Source organism: Rubrimonas cliftonensis (assembly GCF_900107585.1).
Taxonomy (GTDB): Bacteria; Pseudomonadota; Alphaproteobacteria; order Rhodobacterales; family Rhodobacteraceae; genus Rubrimonas; species Rubrimonas cliftonensis.
This window is the reverse complement of record NZ_FNQM01000002.1, coordinates 112,113-126,800: the sequence shown is the minus strand read 5'-3', so window position 1 is coordinate 126,800 and position 14,688 is coordinate 112,113. Positions and strand designations below refer to the sequence as shown.

The 14,688-nt window shown below is 72.7% G+C and carries 12 protein-coding genes; 9 read left to right on the top strand and 3 right to left on the bottom strand.

Translation table 11 applies throughout. The annotated features are described in order from the left end of the window. The first annotated feature begins 7 nt into the window (after nucleotides 1-7). From tssB to BLW43_RS03285, 9 genes are all read left to right on the top strand, one after another. Entirely contained in the window at nucleotides 8-577 is a 570-nt protein-coding gene (tssB, locus tag BLW43_RS03325; protein WP_342741588.1) for a type VI secretion system contractile sheath small subunit, read from the top strand. 82 nt (nucleotides 578-659) lie between these two features. After that, on the top strand, nucleotides 660-2,138 hold the full coding sequence (gene tssC, locus BLW43_RS03320; RefSeq protein ID WP_093248395.1) for a type VI secretion system contractile sheath large subunit: 1,479 nt from the start codon (nucleotides 660-662) through the stop codon (nucleotides 2,136-2,138). A gap of 33 nt (nucleotides 2,139-2,171) precedes the next feature. Next, complete coding sequence (locus BLW43_RS03315) at nucleotides 2,172-2,672, top strand: Hcp family type VI secretion system effector (protein WP_093248393.1); 501 nt, start codon at nucleotides 2,172-2,174, stop codon at nucleotides 2,670-2,672. Beyond that, nucleotides 2,665-3,120 carry a type VI secretion system baseplate subunit TssE gene (tssE, locus tag BLW43_RS03310; protein WP_093248391.1) on the top strand — a complete coding sequence of 152 codons (456 nt, stop codon included), beginning with the start codon at nucleotides 2,665-2,667 and terminating at the stop codon, nucleotides 3,118-3,120. Before BLW43_RS03315 ends, tssE begins: the two co-directional genes overlap by 8 nt. An 8-nt stretch (nucleotides 3,121-3,128) precedes the next feature. Further along, complete coding sequence (gene tssF / locus BLW43_RS03305; RefSeq protein WP_093248390.1) at nucleotides 3,129-4,991, top strand: type VI secretion system baseplate subunit TssF; 1,863 nt, start codon at nucleotides 3,129-3,131, stop codon at nucleotides 4,989-4,991. Beyond that, complete coding sequence (tssG, locus tag BLW43_RS03300; protein ID WP_175478735.1) at nucleotides 4,988-5,929, top strand: type VI secretion system baseplate subunit TssG; 942 nt, start codon at nucleotides 4,988-4,990, stop codon at nucleotides 5,927-5,929. Before tssF ends, tssG begins: the two co-directional genes overlap by 4 nt. Next, a complete protein-coding gene (tssH, locus tag BLW43_RS03295) occupies nucleotides 5,926-8,481 on the top strand; it encodes a type VI secretion system ATPase TssH (protein ID WP_093248387.1) in 2,556 nt (851 codons plus the stop codon). Before tssG ends, tssH begins: the two co-directional genes overlap by 4 nt. 5 nt (nucleotides 8,482-8,486) lie before the next feature. Next, nucleotides 8,487-10,463, top strand: a complete 1,977-nt coding sequence (locus BLW43_RS03290) for a type VI secretion system Vgr family protein (protein WP_093248386.1) — start codon at nucleotides 8,487-8,489, stop codon at nucleotides 10,461-10,463. Nucleotides 10,464-10,482: 19 nt separating this feature from the next. Then, the gene (locus BLW43_RS03285; protein WP_093248385.1) at nucleotides 10,483-11,196 is read left to right on the top strand and encodes a toxin-antitoxin system YwqK family antitoxin; all 714 of its coding nucleotides are present in this window, start codon (nucleotides 10,483-10,485) and stop codon (nucleotides 11,194-11,196) included. Here BLW43_RS03285 and BLW43_RS03280 read toward each other — a convergent pair. Genes BLW43_RS03280 through BLW43_RS03270 form a run of 3 tightly spaced genes read right to left on the bottom strand, consistent with a single transcriptional unit; the run spans nucleotide 11,157 to nucleotide 14,676 of the window. Then, entirely contained in the window at nucleotides 11,157-12,272 is a 1,116-nt protein-coding gene (locus BLW43_RS03280; protein WP_245730904.1) for an ABC transporter ATP-binding protein, read from the bottom strand. The genes BLW43_RS03285 and BLW43_RS03280 overlap by 40 nt on opposite strands. Then, nucleotides 12,269-13,255, bottom strand: a complete 987-nt coding sequence (locus BLW43_RS03275; RefSeq protein WP_093248384.1) for an ABC transporter ATP-binding protein — start codon at nucleotides 13,253-13,255, stop codon at nucleotides 12,269-12,271. The genes BLW43_RS03280 and BLW43_RS03275 overlap by 4 nt, the downstream gene beginning before the upstream one ends. Then, nucleotides 13,252-14,676: an amidohydrolase family protein gene (locus BLW43_RS03270; RefSeq protein ID WP_093248383.1), complete on the bottom strand. Its 1,425-nt coding sequence runs from the start codon at nucleotides 14,674-14,676 to the stop codon at nucleotides 13,252-13,254. The genes BLW43_RS03275 and BLW43_RS03270 overlap by 4 nt, the downstream gene beginning before the upstream one ends. Nucleotides 14,677-14,688: the final 12 nt, after the last annotated feature.

The following is a 14,688-nucleotide window of genomic DNA, read 5'->3' as shown; positions in this document are numbered from 1 at the left end:
CTGATCGATGGCGCATGACACCATGGAGTGCAGAATGGCCGATAACATACAGCATAAACTGTCCAGAGTTCGCCCGCCGCGCGTGCAGATCACCTATGATGTCGAAACCGGCGACGCCATCGAGAAGAAGGAACTGCCGTTCGTCATCGGCGTCATGGCGGACCTCTCGGGCAAGCCGGCCGAGGCGCCGCCACGCGTCGCCGACCGCAAGTTCGTCGGCGTCGACCGCGACAACTTCGACGAGGTCCTGGCAGCCTCGAAGCCGCGCCTTGCCTTCCGCGTGCCGAACCGCCTGCAGCCCGGCGCCGAGGACAACATCAACGTCGAACTGAAGTTCGAGAAGTTCGACGATTTCGAGCCCGAGAACGTCGTCGCCCAGATCCCGCCGCTTTCGAAGCTGTTCGAGGCCCGCGCCCGCCTGCGCGACCTGCTGACCAAGCTCGACGGCAACGACCGCCTCGACGCCCTGCTCGGCGAGATCGTGGCCAACACCGAACGGCAGACCACGCTGCGCGACCAGCTCAAGGCCGAGACGCCCGCGGACGACGCGCCCGAGACCGGCGCCGACAAAGCCTGACGGCGCGCCGACCGCGCCGCTCCACGCCCCTCGTCCCTCGCCGCGCGCCCCCGGCGCCGCGCCCTAGAACCGGAAGCACATGATGGCTCAGGAAGTTAACGACGGCGACGCCGCGGTCGAGACCGCAGAGCGCAGCCTGCTCGACCAGATCATCTATGACGGCAAGATCGCCCGCGATCAGAGCCAGCGCGACTACGCCCGCGACCTCGTCGGCGAGTTCGTGAACGACGTGCTCGCCGACGAGGCCAAGGTCGGCTCGGACGTGGTGGCGATGATCAACGCCCGCATCGCAGAGATCGACACCCTGCTCAGCGACCAGCTCAACGAGGTGCTGCACAGTCCCGAGTTCCAGGAGCTCGAGGCCACATGGCGCGGCCTGCGCCATCTCGTTTTCAAGGCCGAGACCGGCACGAAGCTGAAGCTGCGCCTGCTCAACGTCTCCAAGGCCGATCTGCTGAAGGATCTCGAGAAGGCCGTGGAGTTCGACCAGAGCGCGCTCTTCAAGAAGGTCTACGAGGAGGAGTACGGCACCTTCGGCGGCCATCCCTATTCGATGCTTGTCGGCGGCTTCGAGTTCGGCCGCCATCCGCAGGACGTCGCGCTGCTGAAGCTGATCTCCGAGGTCGCCTCCGCCGCCCATGCGCCGTTCATCGCCGCCGCCAGCCCGCGCCTGTTCGACATGGACAGCCACACCGAGATGCCGATCCCGCGCGATCTCGCGAAGATCTTCGAGAGCGCCGAGCTCGCCCCCTGGCGGTCGTTCCGCGAGAGCGAGGAGAGCCGCTACGTCGCGCTGGTGCTGCCGCGCGTGCTGATGCGCCTGCCCTACGGACCCGCCACGAAGCCGGTCGAGGGCATGGACTTCCGTGAGGACGTGACCGGCGTCGACCACTCGAAGTATCTCTGGGGCAACGCCGCCTATGTGATGGCCGAGCGCATCGCGGCGTCCTTCTCGCAGCATGGCTGGACCGCCGCGATCCGCGGCGTCGAGGGCGGCGGCAAGGTCGAGGGCCTGCCGATCCACACCTTCTTCACCATCGACGGCGACGTGGCGATGAAGAGCCCGACCGAGGTCGCCATCACCGACCGCCGCGAGAACGAGCTGAACGAGCTTGGCTTCATCACCCTCGTCCACAAGAAGAACGAGGACTTCGCCGCGTTCTTCGGTGGGCAGACCGTCAACAAGCCCAAGCTCTACAACACCAGCGCCGCCAACGCCAACGCGCGTCTCTCGGCGATGCTGCCCTACATGCTGAACGCGTCGCGCTTCGCCCACTACGTCAAGGTGATGATGCGCGACAAGATCGGCTCGTTCATGAGCGAGGACACCATCCGCGACTACCTCAACACCTGGATCTCGGAATACGTCCTCGGCAAGGACGACGCCGGCCAGTCGCTCAAGGCCAAGTATCCGCTCCGCGAGGCGCGGGTGGACGTGAAGCCGGTCCCCGGCCGGCCGGGCAGCTATCAGGCCGTGATCTTCGTGCGGCCGCACTTCCAGCTCGAAGAACTGTCGACGTCGATCCGACTCGTGGCCGAACTTCCGGCCGCGGCGGCCTGACCCTCACGCACACGAACGAAAGGAAGCTGAGCCATGGCCGGCAACATGTTCATGAAGATCGAGGGGCCCGAGGTGAAGGGCGAGTCGACCGACTCCGAGCACACCGATCAGCTCCAGGTCCTCTCCTGGTCGCACGCCTTCAACCAGCCGACCTCGCCGACCCGCAGCGCGGCCGGCGGCGGCACGGTGGAGCAGGCGAACCACACCGACTTCCAGTTCACCAAGTACACCGACGCCTCGACCGATGACCTGCTGAAGCTCTGCTGGCAGGGCAACATGATCGACAAGTGCACTTTCCAGGCCTACCGCGCCGACGGCGACAACAAGCCCGTGAAGTATCTCGAGATCATCATGGAGCACGTCATCGTCTCCAACGTCAGCGTCGGCGGCGGGACGGGCGACATTCCGGTGGAGTCGATCACGCTGAGCTACAGCAAGGTCACCTACAACTACATCCCGCAGAAGAAGGACGACAACACCGCGGACGGCGTCCAGCCGGTGAGCCACGACCTGAAGCTGCAGGAAGTTGCGTAGCGCGACCGTCGGCCCGCGCGTCATCGAAGGCGCGCGCGCGCCGTTCTTCGAGAAGCTGCTCGGCGCCGCGCAGGACGCGGCGCCGGGGGCGCTTTATGACGCCGAGGGGCTCGCCGGCGCCGTCTCCGCCTCGCTGCGAGCCCTGCTGGCGACGCGCGCGGGGCCCGACGCCGCGCGGCGCGGGCCCGCCGAACGCCTCGTCGTGGATTACGGCGTGCCGTCGCTGGAGCAGTTCGCGCCGTCCCGGCCCGACGACCGCGCGCGCCTCGCCGATGCGATGCGCGACGCCATTCTCGCCTTCGAGCCCCGGCTCGAGCGCCCCGAAGTGTCGGTTGTTCCCGATCCGGCTGTCGCCGGGCGCCTCGAGGCCCGCGTCACGGGCTGGCTGAGGCTCTCGCGCACGCTGGAGGCGTTCACGTTCTCAGGTCAGCTCGACTTCCCTGCATAAGAGCCCCCATGGCGACCGACGCGCGCGCTGAACACCTCGACTACTACCTCCGGGAACTGGAGGCGCTGCGCGCCGAGGGCGCCGACTTCGCCCGGCGCCACCCACGCGTGGCCGGCGCGCTGGAGCTCGGCCCGCAGGGCTCGGCGGACCCCAACGTCGAGCGGATGATCGAGGCCTTCGCCTTCCTGACCGCGCGCCTCCAGCGCACGATCCACCACCAGCACCCGCGCATCGCCCATGCGCTGCTGGAGACGCTCTATCCGCATCTGGCCGCCCCCGTGCCGACGCTCGCCATCGCCGAATTCCGTATCGACCCCGCCCGCGCCCGCGCCGCCCACGGCTTCGTCGTCGAGCGGGGCACGCAGCTCGTCGCGCCCACCGGCGATGGCGCCGTCTGCCGCTTCCGCACCGCCTCGCGCGTCGAACTCTGGCCCATCGACGTCGAGGCGGCGGACCGGCCGGACCCCGCGCTCTTTCCCTTCCTCGACGGCCGCACGGACGTCGGCGGACTGCTGCGCGTCAGGCTGCGCGCGCTCGGCGGCGAGTGCTTCGCCGACATGCTGCCCGATGCGCTGCGCTTCCATCTCGGCGGCTCCTTCGCCGCCGCGACGCAGCTCCACGAGACGCTGCATCGCCATGCGCGCGAGGTCTGGGCCGTGTTCGCCGCGCCCGACGGCGGCGACCCGCCCACGCTGGAGGAGCGGCTGCCCGACCGCGCGCGGCGGCTCGGCGCGGGCGCCCTCGGCGCCGTCGGCTTCGAGCCGGAGGACGCGCTGCTGCCGCACCCGGCCCACGCCCATCAGGGCCACCGGCTGATCCAGGAATACTTCGCCCTGCCGGAGAAGTTCCTGTTCTCGGAGGTCTCGGGCCTGCGCGCCGCCGCCGGGATCGCGGCGGGCCGCTGGCTCGACCTCGTCTTCGTCCTCGACGCGCCCGGCCGCGCGCCGGCCGGGGCGGAGCGCGACGCCTTCCGGCTCGGCGGCGCGCCGGTGGTCAACCTGTTCAACCGCGTCTCCGAGCCGATCCGCATCGACCGCACCCGCAGCGAATACCGCCTGGAACCCGATCTGAGGCAGGAGCGCAGCACCGAGATCCACAGCATCGCGCAGGTCACGCTGGCGAGCGCGCGCGCGCGCGACGGCGCCCTGGCGCAGCCGTTCTTCTCCTGGACCCATGCCGACGCCGGCCGGCCCGACGCGGTCTACTGGGTGGCCCGGCGCTCGCCGTCGCTGCGGCCCGACAAGCGCGGCGGCGAGATCGACATCGCCTTCTGCGACAGCGCCTTCGACCCGTGCGCGCCCGGCGCGCCGGTCGCCTTCGCGCATTGCCTGTGCACCAACCGCGGCCTCGCCGAGCGGCTGCCCGTCGGCGCCCGCTTCGGCCTGGAGGTCGAGGCGCCGGTCTCCGCGGTCATCTGCGCGACCAAGCCGACGCCGCAGATCGACCCGCCGCCGGTGGGCGCCGACCTCTGGCGGCTGATCTCGCATCTCTCCCTGAACCGGCTGTCCTTCGTGGACGGGCCCGAGGCCGGCGCGGCGCTGCGCGAGGCGCTGACGCTCTACAGCGCCGCCCATGACGCCACGGCGCGGCGGCAGATCGAGGGCGTGGTCGACGTGGCCGCCGCCCGCGTGGCGCGGCGCATGGGCGAGGACGCCTGGCGCGGCTGGGTGCGCGGGTTCGAGGTGCGGCTGACGCTGGCCGAGGAGAACTTCGTCGGCGGCTCGGGCTACCTCTTCGGCTCGGTGCTCTCGCGCTTCTTCGGCCTCTACGCCGGCGCCGGAGCCTTCACGGAACTGGCGATCGAGAGCCGCAGCAGGGACAGGGAGTGGGCGCGATGGCCGGCGCGAAGCGGCGAAGCCCTTCTGGCGTGATCGAACGCCTGCGCGCCGAGCCGCAGGCGTTCCAGCTTCTGCAGGCCGCGCGCCTGCTGGAGGCCGCCGGCGAAGGCCCGGTGCGGTTCAGCGGCGCCGTGGACGAGGCGTTCGAGCCGAGCGACCTCAAGAGCCTGCGCCGCGAGGCTGAGGGCGGTCAGGTGATCGAGACCGGCGCGCTGACCTTCTTCGGGCCGCACGGGCCCCTGCCGCAGCCGCTCGCGGATGCGGTCGCCGCGCAGGTGCGCGCAGGCGACGAGGGCGCGCGGGCGTTCTTCGACATCTTCGTGAACCGCCTCGTGCGGCTGATGCTCGACGCGCTGCGGCTGGAGCGGCCGGCGGACTGGCCGGGCCCCGAGGAAAGCCCCGACGCCCAGGCGCTGCGCGCGCTGTGCGGGCGGCTGTCGCCGGGCAGCGCGAGCGCCGTGGACCGCACGCTGATGGCGGCGGCGGGCCTGATCCACCAGCAGCCGCAGAGTCTGCACGCCGCAGAGCGCGCGATCTCGGCCCATTTCGCCGCGCCGGTGCGCGCCCGCGCCTTCGTCGGCGGCTGGGCGCCCCTGCGCGCCGCCGACCGCACCCGGCTTTCCGCCGTCCGCGGCGCACGGCTCGGCCGCGGCGCGACGCTGGGCGGCGCGGCGTGGATCGAGGATGCGGGCTTCCGGCTCGACATCGGGCCGATGGGCGCGCCGATGCTGAACGACCTGCTGCCCGGCGGGCGCGGCGCGGGCGCGCTCGGCGCGCTGGTCGACGCGACGCTGCCGCGCGAGGCCGACGCGACCTGCCGCCTGATCGTGCGCGCCGACGCCGCGCCGCGCGCCGTTCTCGGCGCCGTCGGCGGCGCACGGCTCGGCTGGACCTCCTGGGTGGCGACCCGCCGCCTTGAGGCCGACGGCGCGGTGGACGTCCGCCTGCGCCGGATGCGGGACGCGCGATGACCGACGTGAAGGCGCTGGTCTCGCGCCTCAACCCGGCCTGCCGCGCAGCGCTCGAACGCGCGGCGCAGCGCTGCAACGGGCGCGGGCAGGCGGCCGTAGAGCTTGAGCACCTGCTCGTGGAGTTGCTCGCCGACGCCGAAGGCGACGCCGCCCGCCTGCTGCGCGCCCATGACGTCGACGCCGCGGCGGTCGTCGCGGACCTCCGGCGCGCCATCGACCAGTTCCAGGGCGGCGCGACGCGCACCCCGGCGCTCTCGCAGCATCTGGTCGAGGCGCTGAAGGAGGCGTGGAGCGTCGCCTCGCTCGGCGGCGGCGCCGACCGGGTGCGCTCGGGCCATCTGATCCGCGCCATGCTGGGCGGGCAGGCGTCGCGCCGGCTGCTCGTCGCCGCCGCGCCGATGCTGGCGAAGCTGCCGACGGACCTCGATCCAGACCTTGCGCGCGCGGCGCAGGGCGGGTCGGAAGGCCCTGCGGAGGCCGGGCCCGACGCGGGTGACGCCCCTCTGGCGCGCTTCACGCTCGACATGACGGCGGAGGCCCGCGCGGGCCGCATCGATCCGGTCGTCGGCCGCGACGACGAGATCCGCCAGCTCGTCGACATCCTGCTGCGCCGCCGCCAGAACAACCCGATCCTCGCCGGCGACGCGGGCGTGGGCAAGACGGCGGTGGTGGAGGGGCTGGCGCTGCGCATGGTCGAGGGACGCGTCCCTGCGAGCCTCGCCGCCGTGCGCCTGCTGTCGCTCGACCTCGGCGCGCTGCAGGCCGGCGCGGGGATGCGCGGCGAGTTCGAGCACCGGCTGCGCGGCGTGGTCGACGCCGTCGCCGCCTCCCCCCAACCGATCGTGCTGTTCATCGACGAGGCGCACACGCTGATCGGCGCCGGCGGGCAGGCGGGCCAGAATGACGCCGCCAATCTGCTGAAGCCGGCGCTGGCGCGCGGCCAGCTGCGCTGCGTCGCCGCGACCACATGGGGCGAATACAAGCGCCATATCGAGAAGGATCCCGCCCTCGCGCGCCGCTTCCAGGTCGTCAAGGTCGGCGAGCCGGAGCCGGACGCCGCCGTGGAGATGCTGCGCGGGGTCGCGGCGAAACTGGAGGCCCATCACGGCGTGCGGGTGCTGGAGGGCGGGCTGCGCGAGGCCGTGCGCCTCTCGCATCGCTACATCAGCGACCGGCAGCTTCCCGACAAGGCCATCAGCGTGCTCGACACCGCCTGCGCCCGGGTCGCCGTCAGCCAGTCCGAACACCCCCCGGCGCTGGCGGGCGCACTGGCCCGGATCGCCGCGATGGAGGTTGAAATCGGCCGCCTTGCACGCGAAACCTCGCTGGGCGACGCGGCGCAATCGGAGCGTGCGGCGACGCTGGACGCCGAGAGGGACGCGATGCGCGCGCGCGCCGACGAGATGCGGAGCCGCTGGCGCAACGAGCGCGAGGTGGTGCGGCGGCTGCTGGAGCTTGAAGCCGCCGCCGCCGACCGCGTCGAACTGCGCGCGCTGCGCCTTCAGATGGAGACGCTTCAGGAGGGCCGCGAGCCGCTCGTCCACGCCTTCGTCGACGCCCGCGCCGTGGCGCAGGTCGTCTCCGGCTGGACGGGCGTGCCCACCGGCGAGATGCTGCGCGAGGGCGCCGAGGGCGCGCGCGACCTGCTCGCCCGGCTGCGCGCCCGCGTCATCGCGCAGGACGGGGCGCTGGAGACGATCTGCCGGCGCGTTCAGTCCTGGTTCGCGCAGCTCGGCGAGCCCGCGCGGCCGACCGGCGTTTTCCTGCTCGTCGGCCCCTCCGGCGTCGGCAAGACCGAGACCGCCGCCGCGCTGGCGGATGCGCTGTTCGGCGGGCCGCGCGCGCTCGTGACCGTCAACATGTCGGAGTATCAGGAGGCGCATTCGATCTCGGGCCTAAAGGGCGCGCCGCCGGGCTATGTCGGCCATGGCAGGGGCGGCGTCATGACGGAGGCGGTGCGCCGCCGGCCCTATTCGGTGCTGCTGCTCGACGAGATCGAGAAGGCGCATCGCGACGTGATCGAACTGTTCTACCAGGTGTTCGACAAGGGCGTGCTGGAGGACAGCGAGGGGCAGCTCGTCGATTTCCGCAACACGCTGATCCTGCTTACCTCCAACGTCGGCGCCGGGACGCTGGCCGACTGCGCGGCGCGCGGCGTGACCGACCCCGCCGCGCTCGCCGCCGCGATCCGGCCCGAACTGCTGCGCGCCTTCCCCGCCGCCTTTCTCGGCCGCCTGATCGTGACGCCCTACCGCCCGCTCGGTCCCGAGCATCTGTCGCGGATCGCGGCGATGAAGCTCGACGCGCTGCGCGACCGGCTGGCGGCGAACCACGGCGTCGCGCTGACATGGGACCGCGCGGTGCTCGACGCGCTGATCGCCCGCGCGACCGAGAGCGAGAGCGGCGCGCGCAACGTCGAGGCCGTCATCGCCGACACGCTGACGCCGCAGGTCGCCGGCCTCATGCTAGACCGCATCGCGGAGGCGGCGCCGGCGGCGGGCGTCCACGTCGCCCTCGGGGCCGACGGCGGCTTCACCCTGCGGACGCGGTGAGCGCAATGGCCGACCCCACGCAGGCGCACGCCTCCCTCAAGCTCTCGACCACGCTCGGCGACGACGCGCTGATCCTGCTGACGCTGGAGGGCGAGGAGCGGCTGTCGGCGCCCTTCGAATTCCGCCTGACCGCCGAGGCGGCGAGCGACGGCGCCGACCTCGCCCCGCTGCTCGGCGGCGACGCGACCGTGACGCTGACCGGCGGCGACGACGTCAGCCGGGTCATCAGGGGGCGCGTCTGGTCGGTGCGGCGCGAGGGGCGGGCCTGCGCGCTGACCCTGCGGCCATGGCTGTCGCTGCTGTCGCTGCGCTCGGACAACCGCATCTTCCAGGAGCAGACGACGACCGAGATCGTCTCGGCTGTGTTCGACGACGCCGGCTTCACCGACTACCGCCTGTCGCTCACCGGAACGCTGACGGCGCGGCCCTACTGCGTGCAGTTCGGCGAGACCGACCTCGCCTTCGTCTCGCGGCTGCTGGAGGAGGAGGGGCTCGGCTACTTCTTCGAGCATTCCGCCAGCGCGTGCACGCTGGTGATCTTCGACGACGTCAGCGCCTGCGCCGAGCTTGCGGGCGGCGCGGTGCCGTTCCTGCCCCTGCCGCGGCAGGGCGAGCAGATGGGCGAGCGCCGCGTTCAGAGCCTCGCGGCGCGCGGCGCGGTCGTCTCCGGCAAGGTCGACGCGCGCGACTTCAACTTCGAGACGCCCTCGCAGACGCTGCAGGTCAGCATCGGCGACGGCGCGCGCGGCCCCTACGTCTATCCCGGCGGCTACGACGACACCGACGGCGGCCAGAGCGTCGCGCGGCGGCGGCTGGAGGCGCTGGAGGCGGAGGCGGAGATCGTCGAGGGCGCCTCGCCGCTGCGCCTGATGATCGCCGGCGCGACCTTTGCGCTCTCCGACCATCCCGAGAGCGGCCTGAACGGCGACTACCTGATCCGCGCCGTCAGCCATCGCGCCGCGCGCGGCGACTACGCCAACCGCTTCGAGGCGCAGGCCAAGGACACCCCGTTCCGTCCCCTTCAGGCGACGCCGCGTCCGCGCATGGCCGGGCCGCAGACCGCGAAGGTGGTCGGCAAGGCCGGCGAGGAGATCTGGACCGACGCCCATGGCCGCATCAAGGTCCAGTTCCACTGGGACAGGCTGGGCGCCGGCGACGAGAACAGCTCCTGCTGGGTGCGCGTCGCGCAGGTCTGGGCCGGCGCGGGCTGGGGCGCCTTCACGCTGCCGCGCATCGGTCAGGAGGTCGTCGTCGCCTTCCTCGACGGCGACCCCGACCGCCCGCTCGTCACCGGCGTCGTCTACAACGGCGAGAACGCTCCGCCCTACGCGCTGCCTGCCGAGCAGACCAGGACCACGCTGAAGTCCGACAGCTCCAAGGACGCCGAGGGCTTCAACGAACTGCGCTTCGAGGACAAGGCGGATGCGGAGGAGATCTACATCCACGCCCAGAAGGACATGACATTGGAGATCCTCAACGACCGCTCCACCGACATCGGCCATGACGAGACCACCACCATCAAGAACGCCCGCACCGTGACCATCAGCGAGGGCGCCGAGAGCCTGACGGTCGAGAAGGGCTCGCGCACGGTCACGGTGACGGAGGGCGACGAGACCCACGAGGTCGGCGGCAAGCGCAGCCTGACCGTGACGAGCGACGAGACCCGCGACTACGGGGCCAAGCTTACCGAGACGGTCGCCGGCGACGCGACGATGACTGTCAAGGGCAAGCTGACGATCACTGTGACGGGCGACGTCACCATCAAGTCGAGCGGCGCGCTGAACCTGGAGTCGGGCGGCTCGATGAGCCTGAAGTCCGGCGCCGGGATGACGCTTTCCGCCGGCACGAGCGCTTCGGTGAAGGCGGGCGCGAGCCTCGACCTGAGCGGCGGCACCTCGACCACCGTGAAGGGCTCGGCGAGCGCGACCGTGGACGGCGGCGGCATGCTGACGGTCAAGGGCGGCCTGGTGAAGATCAACTGACCGCGGGGCGGGACGGAGCATGGACGAGGACGCAGCCACTGGAGACGACGCCCCGCCGCAGCTCAACGGCGCGGTCGAACGGCGCAACGACGCCGGCGCGGTGGTGGAGGAGGCGTGTTTCCGCGACGGCGTTCTGGACGGTCCGTTCCGCCTCTATGACGATGCGGGCCGCCCCGTGCGGCAGGCGTTCTACCGCGCGGGCGCGCTGGACGGCGTCGCCGTGGATTTCGACGCGCAGGGCCGCAGGCTGGCGGAGACCACCTGGCGCGACGGCGCGCCGAGCGGGCCGCTCCGCCAGTATCGCCACGGCCGCCTCGCCGCGGAGATGACGCTGAAGGATGGCGCGCCCGAAGGGCCGGCGCGCTTCTACGACGCCGCCGGGGCGCTGAGCGCGCTGGTGACGTTCCGCGCCGGGCTGCGCCATGGCGTAACGGAGGCCTACGGGTCTGGCGGCGGGCTCACGATGCGCGCGCACTTCGTCGAGGACGTGCAGGACGGCTGGTGCGAGGAGTACGGACCGGACGGCGCCCTCGCCCACCGCGCCTTCTACCGCGAAGGCGTCAAGACCGGGCGCGAAACGACCTATGCGGACGGGCGCGAGGCGTCGTCGATCGACCACCCGGCTCCAGCGGCGGGGGGCGGCGGCGGCGACCCCGATCCCGTCGCGGCGTTCTACGCCTCGCTGGCGCCCGGTCAGGCTGGCGGCGGGGCTGCGGCCGGCCGGCGATCCTGACCGACGGCGGCGCGCGCAGCCTGCAGCGCGGCGATGCGGCGCGCCAGCATCCCCTCCTCCGCCTGCGGCGCCTCGTCCTGCGGCGTCGGCGCAGCTTCCGCGAAATGGCAGGCCACGTCGGCGCCGCCGACGCGCCCGAGTTGCGGACGCTCGATGCGGCAGCGCGCCTCGGCCATCGGGCAGCGGGGGTGGAAGGCGCAGCCGGGCGGCGGCGCCATCGCGCTCGGCGGATCGCCCTCGACCACCGTTCGGCTGCGCGCGCCCGGCCGCAGCCGCGGCGCGGCCTCCAGCAGCAGCCGCGTGTAGGGGTGGCGCGGGCGCGCGAATATCTCCGCCGTCGGCGCCGTCTCCACGATGCGGCCGAGATACATCACCGCCACCCGCGCCGCGATGTGGCGCACCACGGCGAGGTCGTGGCTGATGAACAGATAGGCCGCGCCGATCTCCGCCTGCAGGTCCTGCAGGAGATTGACGATCTGCGCCTGCACCGAGACGTCGAGCGCGGACACCGGCTCGTCGCACACCACCAGCCGCGGCCGCGTCGCCAGCGCGCGGGCCACGCCGATGCGCTGGCGCTGGCCGCCGGAGAACTCGTGCGGATAGCGCCCGGCGTGGAACGGCTGCATCCCGCAGGCCGCCAGCAGCGCGCGCACCCGGTCGCCGACGTCGCCCGCGTCCGCCAGGCCGTGCAGCAGCATCGGCTCGGCCAGCGTCTCCGCCACGGTCATGCGCGGGTTGAGCGCGCCGAACGGATCCTGGAAGATGATCTGCATGTCGCGCCGGGCCGCGCGCAGGGCGCCGGGCGGCAGCGCGGTCAGGCTCCGCCCGTCGAGCAGCACCTCGCCGGCGGTCGGCTCGATCAGCCGCAGCGCGGCGCGCCCGAGCGTGGACTTGCCGCAGCCGGACTCGCCCACCAGCGCCAGCGTCTCGCCGGCGCCGACCGAGAAGCTGACATCGGCCACCGCCTGCACCGCGCCGACCCTGCGACGCAGCAGCCCGCGGCGCACGTCGAAGGTCTTGACGAGGCCGCGCGCCTCCAGCGCCGGCGGCGCGGCCCCGGCTTCCGGCGGGCTCACGCCGCCGCCTCGATGGGCGCGCGCCAGCACGCCACCGCATGGCCGGGGCTGACGGCGGCGAGCGGCGGCGCCTCGGCGCGGCAGCGCGCGTCCGCCAACGGGCAGCGCGAGGCGAAGCGGCAGCCCGGCGCCGTCGACCACGGCGGCGGCACCGAGCCCTCGATGGTCTCCAGTCGCCCGCGCGCGGCGTCCACCCGCGGCACCGCGGCCATCAGCCCAACCGTGTAGGGGTGCTGCGGGTCGGCGAACAGCGCCGCGACCGGCGCCGTCTCGACCACGCGGCCGGCATACATCACCGCCACCGCGTCGCAGGTCTCCGCCACCACGCCAAGGTCATGCGTTATCAGCAGCACCCCCGCCCCGGTGCGCGCGCGCAGGTCGCCGATCAGGTCGAGCACCTGCGCCTGGATCGTCACGTCGAGCGCCGTCGTCGGCTCGTCGGCGATCAGCAGGTCGGGGTCGTTGGCGAGCGCCAGCGCGATCATCACCCGCTGGCGCTGGCCCCCGGAAAGCTGGTGCGGATAGTCGCTCGCGCGCTTCGCCGCCGAGGGCAGCCGCACCAGCTCCAGCAGTTCCGTCACCCGCGCCCGCGCCGCCGCGCCCTTGAGGCCGGCATGGGCCGCGAGGCTCTCCGCGATCTGGTCGCCGACGGTGTAGACCGGGTTCAGCGAGGTCATCGGCTCCTGGAAGATCATCGCCATGCGCCCGCCGCGCAGGGCGCGCATCCGCCGCGCCGACAGCGTCAGCAGGTCCACGCCGTCAAACATCACCCGCCCGCCGGCATAGACGCCCGGCGGCGTCTGCACGAGGCGCATGACGGCCAGCGACGTCACGCTCTTGCCGCAGCCGCTCTCGCCGACGACGCCCAGCGTCCGGCCCCGCTCCACGGCGAAGCTCACCCCGTCCACCGCGCGGTAGACGCGGCCCTCGACGCGGAAATGGACGCGGAGATCCTCGACGCTGAGCAGCGGCGCCTCGGTCATGCGCGGCCGTAGACGAAGGGCGAGGCGTCCTCGTGGCTGCGCCCGGCGTAGTCGAGCTGGCGGAACGCGGCCTCCGCCCGGCGCTGCGCCGCCTCCAGCCGGTCGAGCGCGGCGGGAAGGTCGAAGGCCAGCGCGCGCCCGTCCGCCACCACCTGCCGGCCGTCCACGAACACGTCGCGCACCGCGCGCTCGGCGGCGACGTAGATCAGCGAGCGCAGCGGCTCGCGCAGGGGCCGCATCGCCGGGTGCGCCACGTCGACCAGCACGAGATCGGCCTTCGCGCCGGGGCTCAGCCGCCCGATGTCGGACCGCCCGAGGATCGCCGCGCCGCCGGTGGTGACGGCGTCGAAGACCTGCGAGGTGGCGACGTCGTAGACGTTGCGGCTGACGACGCGGCTGTTGGTCAGCGCGTTGCGCATCTCCTCGAGCATGTTGTGGGGATAGGTGTCGGTGCCGATCCCCACCGGAACGCCGCCGCGCAGGTAGCGCCCCAGCGTGCGCAGGGTGATGCCGCGGCGCTGGAACACGGTCGGGCAGTGCGCCACCGCCGCGCCGCTCTCGCGCAGCAGGTCGAAGTCGCGCGCCTCGGGCCAGTGCGCGCCGACATGGTCGTTGAGGAAGATGCCGTGGCCGATGATCGCGCCGGGCTTCAGCACGCCGAGGTCGTCGAGCCATTGCAGCGGCGTGCGGCCATGGCGGCGCGTGATCTCGTGGAACTCCACCACAGACTGCGCGGCGTGGATCTGGAAGGGCACGCCCCGCTCCTGCGCCGCGTCGAAGTTGTCGCGGATCAGCTCTTCGGAGCAGGTGTCGATCTGGCTCGGCGCGCACATGCCCGAGAGCCGCCCCGAGGGATGCGCGTTCGCCGCGTCGATGACCCGCAGGGCCTCGTCCATCGCCCTGCGGCCGGCGGCCTCGTCCCACTCGTACTCGACCACATGGCCGTTCTTGGTGAACCAGCGCGCCGAGCGGTGCATCGGCGCGGCCACCGCGCGCAGGCCCGAGACGGCGAGCGTGTCGAGCCAGCCGTCCCACGCCACCGACAGGTCCACCACCGTCGTGACGCCCGACATCAGCAGTTCGCTGAGCGCCACCTGCACGCAGGCCTCGCGCCCCTCGTCGTCGCAGCGGAACAGCGGCATGAACTCGTAAAGCGAGGACATGTAAAGGCCCTTGCTGCCAAGTTCGTCGAGAAAGCCCTTGTTCATCGCCTCCGAGGACGGGTGCGAGTGGACGTTCACGAGGCCCGGCATGACCATGCGGCCGCGGCCGTCGATCTCCACATCCGCCGCGCCCGCATAGGCGCCGCCGACATGGGTCAGCGCGCCGCCGCCGAAGGCGACGTCCCCGCTGGCGTAGACGTGCCGCGCCCCGTCATGGGCCACGATCCAGTCGGCATTTCGGATCACCGTCGTCGTCATGCGCTTTCCCTC